Below are 15,947 nucleotides of genomic sequence, written 5' to 3' on the forward strand. Positions count from 1 at the left end.
ATCTCACCGATCGGAAGTTTCCGGGCACAGACCGAAGCTGCTGATTTCGAGCCGCTACCCTCGTCAGCGGAGGCCCCGTTCGGGCCTGGCGAGGAGGGTGTGAGGGTGCTGCGCCCGTGGCAACAGGCTGCCTACGACGAGTGGAACCGTAAGGGCCGCAGAGGCATCGTCGAGGCCGTGGCGGGTACGGGCAAGACCGTGCTCGGTGTGCGAGCCGCGGCGGAAGCGGTCGAGGCGGGCAGCCCGGTCGTTGCCGTAGTCCCCGACGACGCCGCCCGTGAACGCTGGCTCGCAACGATGGAAGAGACGATGCCGTCGTGCCGGATCGGCAGCCTCGCTATGCCGAGCCGAACCTGGCACGTAGCGGTGCTCACCGCCAACACAGTGGCGCGCCTGCGCACCGCCGACCTCGATCACCACAGGGCCCTGCTGATCGTCGATGACCTGCATCGATACGGCGCGGGTTTTTGGCCGACGGCATTGACGGAGCGCTTCCCACACCGGCTCGGCTTCACCGATGCCCTCCCGCCCGGGGATCGCAACGTCGACTCGGTGCTTCTCCCCTATTTCGGCTCCGTGATCGCCGGCTGTGATTACCCGCGTGCCCGCGCGGACGGCCATCTCGCGCCGGTCACGGTCGTGCAGGTCGGTGTCGAGCTGACGCCCAAAGAACGTGCCCGCCTCAATCAGGCACAATCACTGGTCGAGCGCGAGATCGACACATTGACCGGCAGCTACGGCGCACCGGATCGCTCCGAGGAATTCCACGTTTTCGTCGAACAGCTCCGGCAAGGCCGTGGCTCCGGGGCCCACCATGCCAACCGCTATGTGCAAGCGCTCGGCGACCGGGCGACATTGCTGGCGGAATGCCGGGCGAAGATGGACCTCGTCCGCTCGCTGCCGATCGACGTACTCCGCGATACCCAGACCGTGGTTTTCGCCGGCCGAGCGGTGGCGGCGGGGACAGTGGTACAGATTCTGAGTTCCGCCGGAGTTACCGCCGCCATCTCGGGCCCCGCGCTGCGGCCCCAGCAGCGATCGGCGCTGTCGGCCGGCCTGCGTGAACGGTCGGTGCGGGTGCTCGTCGAACAACGCGTGCCCGACGAAACGGTGCTCGTGCCGCACGCCGAACTCGGGTTGTTCCTCGCCCGCAGCCACGACCGCACCGAGATGATCCGGCGGCTGGGTCGCGTCGTGACTTCTGCCCATGCTGGCCGGCCCCGCGTCATCGTCATCGCCTACGTGGTCGGATCCATCGAAGATCCGGCCGCCGGCGTCGATGGTTCCTTCCTGTCGGTTGCCCATCGACTGGCAGACAACACTGTGCGCACGGATGTCGTCGGATTGACGCAGTTCCTGACCGAATGGGCCGGTCAGGCAGCTGCCCTCGCGGCAGAAGACCATGCGGTCGGAGCGGCCGCGCCATCCGGGGTTCATCTGGTGGCGCACGACGACGCAGACAGCGAAGGTGCCGACACGCACGATCCCGACGACGATGACTCTGTCGAGGACATGGCCGAGGTGGTGCCCGAGTACGCCGACCTGCTGGACCAGTTGACCAAACTCGAATTCGTTGCCACCGGAGACGAAGTAGGCGACCTGATCGGGGTCACCGATCCTCGTGAGCTGCTCGACGAAGTCCAAGCCGCGGCCGACGCCGGGCTGCTGACCTACCGCTCACTCGGCGAACCCACTGAGGACCTGCTGCTCGTGTCGGCAGCCGTGGGCGGCACGAGGGCGACACGTGAGCAGGCCGCAGCGGCGATCGCACAATGGGCGGCCGGATCCGATGATCCGGTGGGCGAATTGCGGTCAGTGATGTCGCGGGTCGGTACGCTCACCGTGCCGCCGCACCGGCTCATCCAGATCGCCGCGTTCCTCCGCGGGCGAACACCCTCGGGCCTGCTCTGATCTCACCTCATCCGGCGGGCACCGTACGCGCGCTCGAAAGCACCAGGGCGAACATCGAGATGGCCCGATCGGTCAACTGCGCCTGACCCAGGTCGCTCGCGGCTGTCTGCATCAGTCCACGCCGGTCGCCCCAACCGGTCGTCTCAGCAGCATCGGCCAGGATTCGGGCGAGTTCGCGCGGCGGCACCTCCTCGATGGAACGGGCTCCCAGCGTCCGCCGTCGCACCTCCGGTTGGCTCGGTGATCGGTAGGTGAACCATTGCGGCTGAGGTAGTTCCAGAAAGTCGTCCACGATCAGCTCGCCACGCTCGACAGCCACCGACAGTGCACGGTCCAACGCTGCCCTGCCACCTCGCTCGTCGTCGTCCGCCACGTTGCGAAAGAACACCGAACGCAGACGACCGGCGGTCACGGGGCCCTCCACCTCGACAACGCGCAGCAGATCACTCACGACCGTCTCGATCGGCGACGCGGCAGACAGCGGTGACACCAATCCATTGAACGCCGAATATTCTTGCTCACCAGCTTCTTCCGTGACAACAGAAGGTGCGGGGGCGGCGTTCGGAGGCTCGATCGGGACGTCGATGTCGACGTTCTCCTCGACTGGACAGACCTGCTCGCTTTCGCCAGCCCCGGTATCGGGTTCCGGTTTGCGCCAATCGAAGTCGTCCAGCGGATCCACGACAGGCTGCTGTATCACCGGCTCAGCGGTTCCGACACTCGCCGCCGACGCGATCGGTGCCGCATCGGCTTGCACCAAGTCCTCGGCCGACACCGGCGTCAGCCCGACCTCGTCGAGCAGTTGCCACAGTGGCTCGAGGCTCGACTCCGGATCGGACACGAAGCGCGACTGCCGAATTCGGAAGAAGGGCCAACCACACCGTTGCAGATCACGCTGCCACGCCATCGACCGCTGGTATTCGATCGGCCCCGCCCACCTGTCGCCGTCACACTGCACAGCGACCCGGATATGGCCTCCGACAATCACCATGTCGAGCGCGTGTCCGCCGACGTCGTACTGTGCGACCACCCGGTAGCCGCGACCGACGATCCGGTTGAAAACGCATTGCTCGAACAACGCACGGAAAGGTGCCACCGGCCTGTTCTCGGGGACTGGCTCCGAAACCCCGGTGGTGATCTCCGGCGGCGCGGTCTCGATCGTTCGGCAGTAGTCGAGCAGTTGGTAGCGCAGGTCGGCCGGATTCTTCAGTTGCTCGGCGGTGACCGAGTGGAACAACCACAGCTGATCGGCCGCACGCGACACCGCGACGTTGTACCGCTGGGTCGCCGATTCGTCGGCTCGGGCCACCAGCCTGGTCTCTGGTCCGGCCGACTTCACCATCGACAGGAACATCACATCCCGTTCGGCGCCCTGGAAGTCGGCCGCGTCGCCACAGCGCAGCCGCCGCCGGTCGATCTCCTCCGGAGACACCTTGACCAGCATCTTCTTCCAGATGACTTCCGCCTGCGCGGTGCCGAGCAGGGAGATCACCCCGAAGGTCTTCCCGTCGTATCGCGAATCGGCCAAGCACTCCAGGATGCGGGCGACGATCCGATCGGCTTCGATCTCGTTCACATTGCCCGGCGTGCTGACGCCGTCGGGGACGTATTCGGTCCGGATCGGCGGTAACCGATCGACACCGTACAACCGCACGGGCACCAAACGCACATCGTCTTTTTCGTAGGCGATCTTGTTCGAGAAGCCGATGATCTCGGGCACACAGCGGCGGTGTTCGAGCAGGGTGAGCCGCGACGGAAAGCGCATCGCGGCCTCGTCGAACAGGCTCCGCTTGGGGTCGGTCCACGTGGCCCGGTGCAGGTTGTCGGCCAGAAATTGCTCGCCGAGCCCGTTCACGGTGTCGATCTTCACGCCCACACCGGACGGCGAAACCTGACGGTTGTCGCCGATCACCACGATCCGTGGTGCGAGGTACTGCAGAAACACCGCCTCCACACCCGCCTGTGAGGCCTCGTCGACAACAACGACGTCGAACATGTCCTGTTCGATGTCGAGCTGCTCGACCACCCGGTAGATCGGCATGATCCATACCGGTACCGCGGAGCGGCAACGAGCCAGGGTCTCCCGGATCTCGGCACGACGGCGATCCGCGTGCGCGCCGGTGCCCTTGCCGAGGCGCCGGACCAGCTGGGCGTACTGACGCAGATCCACCCTGGTGTTCGCGGTGAGCCGCTCGGGTCCGACCGCGTAGTCCCAGGCCTTGGTCACCGCGAGCTCGGATGCCTCGTTGCGCAAGGACGCCTCGATGTCGTCGAGCCGGCCGAACAGCTCGTTGACGGTATCGTCTTCGTGTGCCGCGAGCCATCGGCCCAAACCTGCCCATTCCCAGGCATTTTCGATCTCGACGAGGCGGTTGTCCCACGCGGGATCGGAAGCCGTTGCCGCGATCGCGTCCCGCAGGCGCGGCAACGATGCCATTCGTGCCCCGAGCTCGTGCCGATGAACGAACCTGCGCCGCACCGTGTTCAGTTCACCGAGGCGCTGATAGGCGCGACGGTAGGCTTCGACATCGCCGCGTTCTATCGCGGCATGCAGCTCTTGCAGATTCGCCGTCGCGTGCGGCTGGAATCGCACAGCATTCAGCTTGACCGACACCGTATCGAAAAGATGTTGTACTGCTCGTCTTTCGTCGATCGCGGTGACGGCCTCGAACGACGCGAAGATCGGCTTGCGCGCGTTCGCGTCGGCCCAGTCCGGTTCAGGAAGGCCGAAGGTGCGCAGTTGCCTGCCTGCCTCGGCCAGCTCGGCGCCACAGCTCAGCAACCGCCTCAGCTGTTCGGCATGTTCGCGATGCCATGTCAGCCGGATCGTCGGACTCCCGGTGACAGGCATGGCCGGAGTTCCCACCCACACCTCGTCGAGCTGCCCGAGCAGTCGTTCGATCTCCTCGAAACGCAGGAATACATCGAGTTGCTCGGCCGTGGTCGGGATCCGCCCGTCGACCCGGACGTGCTCGAACAACGGCGCCGCATCCTTGAGCACCCGGCTCTTACCGAACGCGAAACCGGCCTTCGGCATTCCGTCCGCACCGACCTTGAGCGGACCAGCCGTCTCGATATGCGCGCGAACAGCTTCGGCGAGCGACACCAGGGCAGCGGTATCGCCACCGTTCACGCGCACTTGCGATATTCCGACCTGTGCGACCAACTGCTGCGCCGGCTGGGTGAGACCGGCCAGGCGCATCGCCCGGTCCTGCCACAGGGCGGCGCGCCCAAGACTGATGTCGGCCAAGGCTTCTCGAACCCAGGCGTCTCGACTCGCCGCGAGGTCACCCAACTCCCGGTCCAGCCGCCGTACCATCGCCAGCAATTCCGCACGCGTCGGCGGATTCAACGCGGCAATGCGCTCTGTCCACTGTGGCGCACCCTGTTCCGAGCAGGACCTGACGCGCGCCTCGGCCTGCAGCAGTCGTTCGGACCACAGCGCAATCTGATCGACCGGCGGGACATCATGAGTGGTAATCAGGTCCGGTGCCCGCGCTTCGGGGTCATCGAGCGCGGAATCCAGGAGCAACGACCGCCACTGCGCGACGTCGGCCGCCGACACCGGCAGCGCGGTGCCGGGTTCGACTGGATCCAGAGCGCTGATCCAGTCGAACCGCGAGGCTTCGTCGCGATGGCGCGTCACCAGTTCGGTGAGCGTCCCCCGATATCTACCGCACTGGTGCTGCACAACCTCGACTTCGCGTAGCCGCAGCAGTTGTTTCCGGATATCCGCCCGCTCAGCGCGCAGGTCGGCAACGCGGGCCTGCGCGGCTTTCACCGTTGTCTGGGCACGATGCGGGTTGTGGCGGTCGGCTTCCTGCGCGATGCGCTCCATGGCACGTTTCAGGTCGTCGAAATTGTCGCGTGACGCACCGGCCACCGAGACGCACAGCCCACGCATCTCTTCACGCAACTTGCCGCGAACTTCTTCCAGCGCACGATCGGTGTGGGCGGTGACAAGCACGCGTTTGCCCTGGGCGAGCAGGTGGGTGATCAGCGCGGCGGCGGTGTGGGTCTTGCCCGTGCCGGGCGGTCCCTGCACAATCGTGTGCGCATGCGAATCGACGTGCTCGAGGATCTGGAGCTGCACGCTGTTCAACGGCAGCGGCAAGAAGCAATCGTCCCCGTCACGAACGATCGCGCCGCTCTCCTCGGACCTGACCATGGTCGGCGCATAGGCGGGGTCGACCAGATTTCGAATCCCACTCGGCACCTCCCGCTGGTCCTGGATCCGGTCGGAAATCGAATCCAGAACCCTGGTCAGGCCCCGCTTGCCGCGCGACCGCATGATCAGCGCGGGGGCATAGAAGCCGACCGGCTCGTCAGTGGCCGTGGCGGGCACGTCCTCGTCTCGATAGCTCGACGAAGGACCGAGGCTGTGTAGCAGGCGCCGCATCAGTCCGGCGATCGTCGCTCGATCGAACGGTTCGAGTCCTTCGTCGACGAGCTCACGTTCGGCCGTTCGGAGCAGACCCGGATCAGCGATCTCGGACGGATCCAGGAAATCGGAGAGTTCCACCGCGGCCCGGCCGCCATCACGGTCCACCCGTACCGTCAACCGACCCGAATCGGTGTCGAAATCCAGCTTGACCGGCAAGGTCAGCACATGACGGCGGGCAGTTCCCCATCCTGGCCTGCGCCAGACCAGGCAGCCGAGCGCGAGCACCGCTTCCTTGGATTCCGCCGAGGCATTCACGTCCGAATACATCTGGTAGACGGCGCGGTACAGGCGCAGCGCGGCTTCCTCGATGCGCGCCCCAGCCGCCCATTCCCGCCATCGAGCAAGCCAGGCGTCGAACTCCTCCACAACGTTCGGATGGTCGCTCAACAGCAACGTCCGAGTACCTGTACCGTCCAGTCGACGCTGAAGCAAGGACGGCTCGTCATCGGGGTCATCCAATCGGCCAGGTGCCAACCAAGCCCGGACTGCTACCTCAGGTGCGCCGACAGCCGGAGTTCGACGCACCTTGTCCAGCAAGAGAAATGGGGCGTCGGCGTTGTTCGGCGTGAACCGGACAGAGGGATGGTCCGGTATTGCACCGAGCCACTCGATCACGCCGAGGTCGGCAGCATCTTGGACCCTCGTCACCCCCACGCCCTGCACTCGAGCGAGGAACCTGAACAACCGCGCCGCGCGATCTACGAGATCCGCATCGTCCACCACGCCCCGCACCGCCACTCCTCGCCCTGACCATCAGCCCTTGAAACGCTATCGTCTGGAAGGTCCTCGGCGCTACAAATCGACAGGCTGAGCCGGTGGCGATTTCGGCAGGTCATGGGCGATCCGAAGGTCGGGAGCATTGAGGGCGGGACCGCGGCTGTCCTGCGGTCATCGAACCCACCCGTCGTGCAAGGATTGTTCGGTGCCAGCTACTGCGCTTCATTACGCTGACGCTGGGCGGGACTGTCGGTACGACGATGGAGACCGGTGAGGCATTCACGAGTTACCGGCTGCCCGTCTGACGAAAGGCCGCCGTCGAATATGCGGCCCGTCGAATTTCACCCTATTGCAAGGTGCATGATGCCAATCCACACTCCGGGCCTGCCCGGGAACATTCCGCCAGCTGATGTGTTGTGGGCTCGGTGGGCATTATTGGCCGCGATCGACGCAACCACCGAGGCCGAGGCAAGCACCTATCGCACTGGCATGTGGGTCGATCACGATGGCCTTCACTACGAAGACGGTGGTTGCACCTGGTGGGCCATGTCGCGGGTCGGCGAAGGGCGGTTCGTGCTCTATGGAGAGGACGAATCGAGCGGGGTGAAGTGGCACAAGCCGCCGATCGACATGCTGGCGGGTGGGCCGGACTGGCTTCCGTTCGATGAACTGCGCGAGCAGGCCGCCGGGTACGAGTTGGGTTGCGTCTACTGGTTCGAGGATGGTGCCTGGGCCCGTGCGCCCTATCCCGAGGATCTCCGAGACGACGGTCTGAGCTGCGGGATGAGCATGTTCATCGAGAGGGAGCAAGTGCTCGACGCGCTGTCTGCGCGTCTGCTGGAGTCGGCGGGCAGGCTCGACGCGGAAGGCATTCTGTCCGATGCTGAGACACGGTCCCTGACCCCTGATCGGCTGGTCGACGTGCTGCGCCCGGAGACTCCGGGCGACGAACCGCCGGACCGGCCTGCCATTGTCCGTGCCCTTCTACTCGCGGGGATCGCGGTCCCAACAGCCCAGTGAACGACACTGACAGCCGCACTGGTTCATCAACGAGCCGCGGTCGAATCAGCATCGACGGACAGTGTCGAACAGCATCCGAGATTCAGCCCTCCCAGGTGGCTGGATAGCCTGCGACGTCACTAGGCTGGGCGGCATGACAGAGTCCGTTCAGGTGAAGATCTGTGGCATCAGGTCAGCAGGCGATCTGCGCCGGGCTCTACGCGCCAAGCCTGATGCCGTGGGCTTCATCTGCGGGGTTACCGCCTTCAGCGAGGACGAGGTCAGCGCGGAGGAGGCTGGGGAGCTGTCCGCGCTGGTGGCCGAGCTCGCGGTGCCGGTGAAGCGCGCGCTGGTGACTCATCTCGAGGACGCCGATGACATCCTCGCTCTCGCCGACCGCATAGGCGTCGACGCGATTCAGGTTCACGGTTTGGTGAGCACGGACAATCTGCGAAAGGTGTATGCGCGCACCGACGGACGCCGCGAGATCATTCGGGCGGTGCATGTTCTCGATGAAGGCGCGTTTGCCGATGTGGAGGCAGTCGCGGATTACTGCGACGTGATCCTGCTCGATTCGCGGACACCGGACCGCCTCGGCGGCACAGGACAAACCCATGATTGGCGCATCAGCAACAAAATCGTCGAGTCGCAAAAGGATCGGGGCAAGCGGGTAGTCCTGGCCGGTGGGCTCGATCCGGACAATGTTCGTGCGGCGATCGACGCGGTCAAACCTTTCGGTGTCGACGTCAACTCCGGAGTCGACGACGCCGAAGGCGACAAATCCGAGGCTGCCTGCGTCGCGTTCGTCGAGGCCGCTAGGGAAGCTGCCTCGATTTATCGTCCAGCACAACAGCACTGAGGACGAGCACGCCGCCGACCACCGCGCCGAGAGTGATCGGTGTATTGGTGAAGATCGCGCTCACCACTGCGGCGAAGACTGCTTCGTTGAGACCGATGATACTGGCCTTCGTCGCGTCTAGTCCGCGCAGACCCCGCCAATACAGCACAAATCCCGGGGCTAGCAGCAGCGAGCCGACGAGTACGAGCGAGCCGGCTGTGCGCGGGTCGGGCGGATCGGTGAATATCAGTGCGGCACCGAGGAACCCGGCTACGACCAGTTGCCAACCCGCTGATGCGATCGTTGGCCGTTGCGCCGATTCGCGGGCGATGAGGCTGACGAGCATCGCGACGCACACGGCGCTGCCGACCGCCAACACGCAACCCAAGAGCGCTCTGTCCATCCGGATTTCAGCCGAACTACTCGGCACTGCAACCGCCACCGCAGCACCGACCAATAGAAACTCGAGCGCTACCAGTGGCGTGAGCAGGCGTCTCCCCCGCACGATCTCGGTGGCGAGTAAAAGCAACGGCGCAATCAGATGCAGCGCAACGACAACGGGCAGCGGGCCGCATTTCAGAGCGGCGACGAAGAGCATGAGGTTGGCCGCTTCGAGTGCGCCGAGCCGCAGGTAGAGAGCCGGCGATTCCATCAGGATTCGCAGCGGACCTTGACGACGAACTCCCGCGATGAGCAGCAACGTCGCGCCACCGCCCGCGGCAACCAGCGCCGAGGAGGTCAGGGCACCTTCAACGGCTGCCAACGCGGCGCTCGAGGCACCCCACACCAACGTCGCTGCGAGCATGATCCACGGCGACGCTCGAGTGTAGGAGGACCGGGCTACGGTCAAATCGCATAGGTCACGATGGGCAGCACCACAGCAGTGAACCCGCCGAAGACGGCCGCCGCAACCACCCGCGACGACGACGCGGGAAAACGGCTGGTGAGCCAGGTGAGCGTGCCGAACGCGATCACCGTCGTCCCCCAGATCACGAGCGCCCTTGCTGCCAATTTTACCGGCCAATCCGGGTTTTCGTACCTTGCATTCAGCTCCGCACCATGGGCCACAATGGTCAGTCCTGCTGTCATGGCCAAAAGGAAGACCGCGAAGCCGGCAAAGCTGTTCATGATCAACCGCTGCCGTCCCCATTTCGCCAGCACCTGCCCGTCGCTGTGATGCGCGCCGTCCGCTCGGCAGATCAGGTCGAAAATCTTTCCGGGATTGGCTGTTTCGCCGACAGCGGCCCGGGCGTGCACCATCGCCTCGAATGCCGAGGTCGTCGAGTAGGCGGTGACGAAACCCTCGCTCGACGTCCTGAACCCACCACGGCTCGGGAGCCGCACCGACATCTCCTGCAATTCGAACAGTGAAGTCAGTGCGGCACGAACCGCCGGATGAAAGATCAACTTGCCGTCCGCGCCGAGCAGGGCACCTACCGCCGAGTGCAGGCCGAGATGACGCCATGTATGTGCGATGTCGCCGCGCAGAAAGTATTCGTCCCCATTGCAATTCACGCCGTCGGCCAGGGAGTCGAGGATCCGTTCGATCGCCAGTTCCGATGCTCGCCTCGCCCGTTTGCCGCCGACCGACGCGAATTCCGAGCGGGCCAGGACGAACACGATGTGCGCAGCGGTATACAGCGGTTCGGCGCGGACGTCGTCGGACAGCATCGTCAACGCCAGAAACGTGACACCACGCAGCGTGACCCTGGCGACCTCTTCGTTCGCCGCCGCATAGGGCGCGAGGGCGTGCATCACGGCGGACGTCGCGGTGAGCGACACCGGACCGATCGACCCCGACATCCGGTATCCGCCCGACTCCGCGTCCTGTTCCTCGATGAGCCGCCGAATACATTCGGCCACATCGGGATCCGTGTCCGGCACTCCGAGACAATGCATCGCTCGCAACTGCCATGCGATGTCGATCGGCCCGGTGAATTCACCCGCGCCTGCCGTGGGCGGCACGATGCGTTGCCTGCGCACCAGGTGCAGCACTTCGTCGGCCCGCGGCACCGGGATCCCCGCCGCAGCCAATGCGCACACCACTTCGGCCGTGTTCTGCGGATTCGGTGGCACGTCGTGAATCCAGCCCCACCCGGCCCCACCTGCCCCATCGGAGAATTGGTAACGCTCGAACCATTCGACCGCCAGCCTCATCCGTTCATCGAGATTGGACATGTCTTTCCCCTTACCGATCTGCACCGAAGCCGCTTCGCCCCAGGTCCTTTCACTTATACAGATGCAAAACAGACCGCTTCCGGATCGGACGAGGCTCCTGACACGATGATCCGGTGATGCGATGGAGATGGCGGTCGAGTACTTCCGATGATCGTGTTGGACTTATGCTCGCTTCGCTCGACGGGCTCTCGGTCGGCGATGCGCTGGGGGCCCAGTTCTTCATCATTGGCAGGTCGCTTCCGGACCTTCGGTCGGGTAGGCCGCCACAGGCTGCGTGGGACTGGACCGACGACACCGAGATGGCGTGCGTGCTGGTCGCCGAACTGCGGCGTCACCAGCACGTCGACCAGGATCGACTGGCTGCGGAGTTCGCGCGCCGGTTCTCCCCGGAACGCGACTACGAGCACGCGACGGTCACGACGCTTCGTCGGATCCGCAACGGAGCGCCCTGGCGCGAGACGTCCGCAGCCACCTTCGAAGGACGTGGTTCCTGCGGCAACGGTGCGGCTATGCGGATCGCGCCCCTCGGCGCCTACTACTGGGACGATCCGCAACGAGCTGTTACCGAAGCAGTACGGTCGGCCCAGGTGACGCACATGCACCCTGACGGCGTGCTGGGGGCGGTCGCCGTGGCCGTCGCGGCCGGGCAGGCCGCTTATGCCCGCCGCATCCAAGCTCAGCCCACCGCCACAGGATTCCTCACCACCGTCCTGGAATGTCTCGAGCCGGGCGAGACGACGCATGGCATCTACCGGGCGCGTGAGCTGCTCGGCGCCACTGTTGCCGAAGCCGCACACGAACTGGGCAACGGATCGCGAGTGATGGCACAGGACACCGTGCCCTTCGCCTTGTGGTCCGCCGCAACATATTTGGACGACTACCCGGCTGCTGTCGCCGCGTGCATCGAAGCGAACGGCGACATCGACACCACCTGCGCGATCACCGGAGGGATCGTCGCCGCGTATACCGGAATCGGCACGGCGAACGGAGTACCCCAGGCTTGGCTCGACGCCCGCGAACCGCTGCCGTCCTGGCTCACCTCGATCAGGGTTTGACGAGCGGGCCGATCAGCGCGGTGGGGTCGACGGTTGAGGGCAGGTCGCTGACCTGGGCGTCGCCGACTTCGATCACCCGCCATACCCCGTCGACGCGACGAGCGACGTCGGTGGTGATGAAGCGGCAACCGAGGCGGGAGACCGCCGGCGCTATCGCGGTCAGGTCCGGTTCGACGTGGGCTGCCGGGTTGTCGGGATGTGGGCCGATGAGGATGGGTTCGCCGTCGAGCCACCAGACTCGGGCCTCCGATGCGGGGGTGTCTGCCGTATCGGTGAAGTCTTCGAATTGCCGCAGCACGAGACCACCTGCCAAGAACTCGCCCTGTAGTTCGACGAAATTCTCGACCACCCGTCTCAGGTTGGCGGTATCGCGCAGATCGGGGATGTAGCAGGCGGTGTCCCACTCGTGTTTTCGGGATTTCACGTAGTCCTTGACGATTCCCGGACCGTCACCGAGTGGCGTGACCAACTGTGCGAGCGCCGATTCATCGGGGATCTCGCCAGGCCCTGACGGCGACCACACAGTTCGCGGCGTCAATTCCTCGAATGAGGGATACCAGCCAGGCAATTCGTGAGCTGAGGCGTACTGGTCCGGCGCGACCGCCAGGCTGCAGCCGCGCGATGAAAGCGCTTGGGCCAGCTCACGATATCGCTGCGACGGAATCATCCAGCCCCGGTACCACAGCTCTCCGCTGTCGCGGGCCACGCGGCTGACGGCTGCGGCGGTGTGCCCGGCCAGCAGCGCATCATGGTCCAGCAGCGCGACGATCGCACCGATGGCTCGTGCGATGGCCGCTTGTTCGGCGAAAGGGTCGTCGACCTTTCGCGGGCTCAGTGGGTCACAGCAGAACAGCAGAGTGGTGGGCACTCTCGCCACATTATTCCGTCAGATATAGGCGCGCTGGACCTCGGCCGGGCCGGATTCTTCCGCCGCAGGACGGGCGCTGAACGGGCACTGCCAGTCGAGGGGCTTGGGGCGGCCGGAGTAGCGGCGGGCCTCGGAAAGCGTTTCGTACTCCATCAGGTTCGGGTTGATGTCGCCTTGGAGCATGATGTCCTGTTTGCGGATCTTGTCGGCGAGACGGTCCCACATGCCGTCGGCTTTGATGCGGGCGAACTGGTCGTGGGAGTTGAAGGCGAGCATGGGGAAGGGTGGGCGGCGGCCGAGGCGGCGGTGGGTTTCGTGGAGGCCGATCACGAAGAACTTGTGGCCGGCGACGCTGTATTTGAATTCTTCGGACTGGGGATCGGAGGAACAACCTTCCGCCCAGGCGAAGCGGTCCGAGTCGGCCTCGTGGAGGAGCTGTAGGTGCTGCCACAGGAGCTCTTCGAAGCGGAGCTCGTCCACACCGCGGGGCTGTTCGAAGGTGGCGATGAAGCTCGTGAACTTGCGTGAGCTCCAGTCGGCGGCGCTGACGAACTCCGCCAGATCAGCGGCCATCAGCCGAGCTGCTTCGGCGCCGCCGAGCACGTCGTAGTGGCAATGGGTGATTCCGCCCTGACGCCAGGCGGAGCGACCCGCCAGACAGGCGAATCGGTCGCCGAGCAGGAAATTCGCCAGCTCAGCTCGCGCGTCCGTCGTCAACCCCTGTGTTCCTTTCCGTGCGTACGCGCGTGATCCTGTCAGGTGACCAGCGCGGTGCGCGAATCGGGGGAATTGTCACCGATGCCGGTTTTCCCCGCTCGAAGGCCGGATCCATGAAATGTCCATGTTCGAAATCACACCCGGCCGCTCGGTGCCGTGAGCTCGGTGCGTTGTTCGCTCAGGTCAGGTCGCGGCTCAGCCAGAAGGTCGTGCAGCCCTCACCGGTCACTGTTCCGGTGAGGATTGTGGTGCTGTCCGTGCGGTCGACCATCCGGTAGGAACCCGGTCTGTCGATCCACGACGTTTGGCGGAAGACGAAACGGGTCGGCTCGATGTGCCACTGCATGGCGAAGCGGCCGTTCGGGACCGTGGGGTTTTCCGGCAGCGGATAGAACTCGAACTCCGCGCGGTCAGGCGATCGTACGGTCAAGGTGAGGCCGGTGGCGCCCTGCGCGCAGGTGTAAGAACCGGTCCATGTGCCCTCGAGAGCCTTTGCATTTGTGGCGTCGGGGTCTGTTGCTGTCGCAGTTCCCTCGATCGAGCGCCCACATCCCAGCATTGTCGCCACCACGAATAACCCTGCGGCATAGACGAACTCGCGCATTCTCATACTCCCCTCCGCTGAGTCGAGATCGGGACCCGGAGATATTATGCCGAGCCTCGCCATCCCCCGTTTCCACCCGAATGACATTCCGATTGTCGGTGGTCCGGAGTAGCGTGACGAGCGTCGGCGTTGCGGTTACCACTGGAGGTCTGCGATGGACGTGTTGCTCGGGATAGGGACTCGTAAGGGACTGTTTCTGGCACGGAGCCGGGACGGGCGCAAGACCTGGGAGGTGTCGCCGCCGCAGTTTCCGGTTGCCGATGTGAAGGCGTTGGCGATCGACACGCGATCGAGGACGCCGCGAGTGCTGGCGGGGGTGTTGAACAGTCACTTCGGTCCGACGATGGTGGTCAGCGACGATCTCGGGCAGACGTGGAGTGAGCCGGACGACGCGCCGCTGGCGTTTCCCGACGACACAGATGCTGCGCTGCAAGGGGTCTGGCAGATCAAGCCGGCGACCGAGGCGGAGCCGGATGTGGTGTATGCGGGCGTCGAGCCGTCGGCGTTGTTCCGTTCCGAGGACGGTGGGCGCAGTTTCGAGTTGGTGCGCGGACTGTGGGACCACCCGCATCGGACGCAGTGGCAGCCGGGCGGTGGCGGGCTCGCACTGCATACGATCCTTCCGCATCTTGCGGATACCCGGCGGATGGCTGTCGCGATGTCGACCGGTGGGGTGTATCAGACCACCGACGGTGGGGAATCGTGGCGACCCACCAACAAGGGGGTCACAGCGGACTTCATGCCGGGAGAGTTACCGGAATGGGGGCAGTGCGTGCACAAGGTGGCGCTCGATGCTGCGGATCCCGACACGATGTACCTGCAGAACCACGGTGGGGTGTTCCGTACTACCGATGCCGGGGAGCGCTGGCAGTCGATCGATGGTGGGCTGCCGCCGTCGAATTTCGGATTCCCGATCGTCGCGCATCCTCGGCGGCCCGGCGTGATCTACACGTTCCCACTGGTCGCGGACATGGATCGCTTTCGGTTTCCGCCAGACGCCAAATGCGCCGTGTACCGCAGCGAGGACGGTGGGCAGACCTGGTCGGCGCTCAGCGACGGGCTGCCGGAGGTCCCGTTCTGGGCGGCGGTGATGCGTGATGCCATGTGCGCTGACGATACCGATCCGACCGGCATCTATTTCGGCACCCGCAACGGCGAGGTGTACTGCAGTGCGGACGAAGGCGACCACTGGCAGCTGGTGGCCGACAAGCTGCCGGACGTGCTCTGTGTGCGCGCCGCGGTGATCGGATAAGGGCCGTGGCGCGCGTCTGTCTGCCGTCGGTGCTTCGCACATACGCCGACGGCGCAAGGGAACTCGACATCGACGGGGCCGATCTGCGCCAGGTGCTCGATGTGCTGCGCGAGCAGTATCCGGGGCTGGAACGGCGCTTGCGCGATGAACGCGGAGTGTTGCGCCGGTATGTGAACTTCTATGTCGACGGTGACGAATGCCGGACTCTCGACGGCCAGGAGACTGCGGTCCAGAAAGGGACCGAGGTGATGATTATTCCGGCCGTTGCCGGCGGCTGAATTGGTCCAGAAACGACGAAAGCCCCCTGACCGTAGTCAGAGGGCTTTCGTGAATGATTGTCCGGCGGTGTCCTACTCTCCCACAC

12 protein-coding genes are annotated in these 15,947 nt (G+C 65.1%); 6 read left to right on the forward strand and 6 right to left on the reverse strand.

The genetic code is table 11. The features are described 5' to 3' along the window. Positions 1–105: 105 nt before the first annotated feature. Complete coding sequence (locus ACSVDM_RS17960; protein WP_439266382.1) at positions 106–1,911, forward strand: DEAD/DEAH box helicase; 1,806 nt, start codon at positions 106–108, stop codon at positions 1,909–1,911. A 7-nt stretch (positions 1,912–1,918) separates the two neighbouring features. Here ACSVDM_RS17960 and ACSVDM_RS17965 read toward each other — a convergent pair whose 3' ends face one another. Then, entirely contained in the window at positions 1,919–6,742 is a 4,824-nt protein-coding gene (locus tag ACSVDM_RS17965; RefSeq protein ID WP_439266345.1) for an AAA domain-containing protein, read from the reverse strand. A 765-nt stretch (positions 6,743–7,507) separates the two neighbouring features. Here ACSVDM_RS17965 and ACSVDM_RS17970 point away from each other — a divergent pair. After that, complete coding sequence (locus tag ACSVDM_RS17970; RefSeq protein WP_439266347.1) at positions 7,508–8,092, forward strand: hypothetical protein; 585 nt, start codon at positions 7,508–7,510, stop codon at positions 8,090–8,092. A 133-nt stretch (positions 8,093–8,225) separates the two neighbouring features. Continuing rightward, a complete protein-coding gene (locus tag ACSVDM_RS17975; protein ID WP_439266349.1) occupies positions 8,226–8,930 on the forward strand; it encodes a phosphoribosylanthranilate isomerase in 705 nt (234 codons plus the stop codon). Here the strand turns inward: ACSVDM_RS17975 and ACSVDM_RS17980 are convergent. Together ACSVDM_RS17980 and ACSVDM_RS17985 are read right to left on the reverse strand one after the other, a co-directional pair. Beyond that, complete coding sequence (locus tag ACSVDM_RS17980; RefSeq protein ID WP_439266351.1) at positions 8,887–9,714, reverse strand: EamA family transporter; 828 nt, start codon at positions 9,712–9,714, stop codon at positions 8,887–8,889. The two genes, ACSVDM_RS17975 and ACSVDM_RS17980, sit on opposite strands and share 44 nt — an antisense overlap. Before the next feature lie 41 nt (positions 9,715–9,755). After that, positions 9,756–11,087, reverse strand: coding sequence for a hypothetical protein (locus ACSVDM_RS17985; RefSeq protein ID WP_439266352.1), 1,332 nt, complete (start codon positions 11,085–11,087; stop codon positions 9,756–9,758). A gap of 164 nt (positions 11,088–11,251) precedes the next feature. On the opposite strand from ACSVDM_RS17985, the gene ACSVDM_RS17990 reads away from it, so the two are divergent. Beyond that, on the forward strand, positions 11,252–12,142 hold the full coding sequence (locus tag ACSVDM_RS17990; RefSeq protein ID WP_439266354.1) for an ADP-ribosylglycohydrolase family protein: 891 nt from the start codon (positions 11,252–11,254) through the stop codon (positions 12,140–12,142). Here the strand turns inward: ACSVDM_RS17990 and ACSVDM_RS17995 are convergent. The 3 genes from ACSVDM_RS17995 to ACSVDM_RS18005 form a co-directional block, all read right to left on the reverse strand. Continuing rightward, a complete protein-coding gene (locus ACSVDM_RS17995) occupies positions 12,132–13,010 on the reverse strand; it encodes an ATP-grasp domain-containing protein (RefSeq protein WP_439266356.1) in 879 nt (292 codons plus the stop codon). The two genes, ACSVDM_RS17990 and ACSVDM_RS17995, sit on opposite strands and share 11 nt — an antisense overlap. Before the next feature lie 18 nt (positions 13,011–13,028). After that, positions 13,029–13,727: a guanitoxin biosynthesis heme-dependent pre-guanitoxin N-hydroxylase GntA gene (gene gntA / locus ACSVDM_RS18000; protein ID WP_439266358.1), complete on the reverse strand. Its 699-nt coding sequence runs from the start codon at positions 13,725–13,727 to the stop codon at positions 13,029–13,031. 178 nt (positions 13,728–13,905) lie between these two features. Further along, a complete protein-coding gene (locus ACSVDM_RS18005; protein ID WP_439266360.1) occupies positions 13,906–14,331 on the reverse strand; it encodes a hypothetical protein in 426 nt (141 codons plus the stop codon). Positions 14,332–14,674: 343 nt separating this feature from the next. Between ACSVDM_RS18005 and ACSVDM_RS18010 the strand changes: the two genes are divergently transcribed. Next, positions 14,675–15,583 (forward strand): WD40/YVTN/BNR-like repeat-containing protein, encoded by a 909-nt coding sequence (locus ACSVDM_RS18010; RefSeq protein ID WP_439266361.1) that lies wholly within the window; start codon positions 14,675–14,677, stop codon positions 15,581–15,583. A 5-nt stretch (positions 15,584–15,588) separates the two neighbouring features. Next, positions 15,589–15,861 (forward strand): MoaD/ThiS family protein, encoded by a 273-nt coding sequence (locus ACSVDM_RS18015; protein ID WP_439266363.1) that lies wholly within the window; start codon positions 15,589–15,591, stop codon positions 15,859–15,861. Positions 15,862–15,947: the final 86 nt, after the last annotated feature.

The organism is Nocardia sp. JW2, assembly GCF_051843015.1.
GTDB classification, from domain to species: Bacteria; Actinomycetota; Actinomycetes; order Mycobacteriales; family Mycobacteriaceae; genus Nocardia; species Nocardia coubleae.

Coding starts and splice junctions, on each gene's coding strand:
- ACSVDM_RS18005 (WP_439266360.1), bottom strand. CDS start 14,331: ATGCGCGAGTTCGTCTATGCCGCAGGGTTATTCGTGGTGGCGACAATG.
- ACSVDM_RS17990 (WP_439266354.1), top strand. CDS start 11,252: ATGCTCGCTTCGCTCGACGGGCTCTCGGTCGGCGATGCGCTGGGGGCC.
- ACSVDM_RS18010 (WP_439266361.1), top strand. CDS start 14,675: ATGGTGGTCAGCGACGATCTCGGGCAGACGTGGAGTGAGCCGGACGAC.
- ACSVDM_RS17980 (WP_439266351.1), bottom strand. CDS start 9,714: ATGCTCGCAGCGACGTTGGTGTGGGGTGCCTCGAGCGCCGCGTTGGCA.
- ACSVDM_RS17975 (WP_439266349.1), top strand. CDS start 8,226: ATGACAGAGTCCGTTCAGGTGAAGATCTGTGGCATCAGGTCAGCAGGC.
- ACSVDM_RS17985 (WP_439266352.1), bottom strand. CDS start 11,087: ATGTCCAATCTCGATGAACGGATGAGGCTGGCGGTCGAATGGTTCGAG.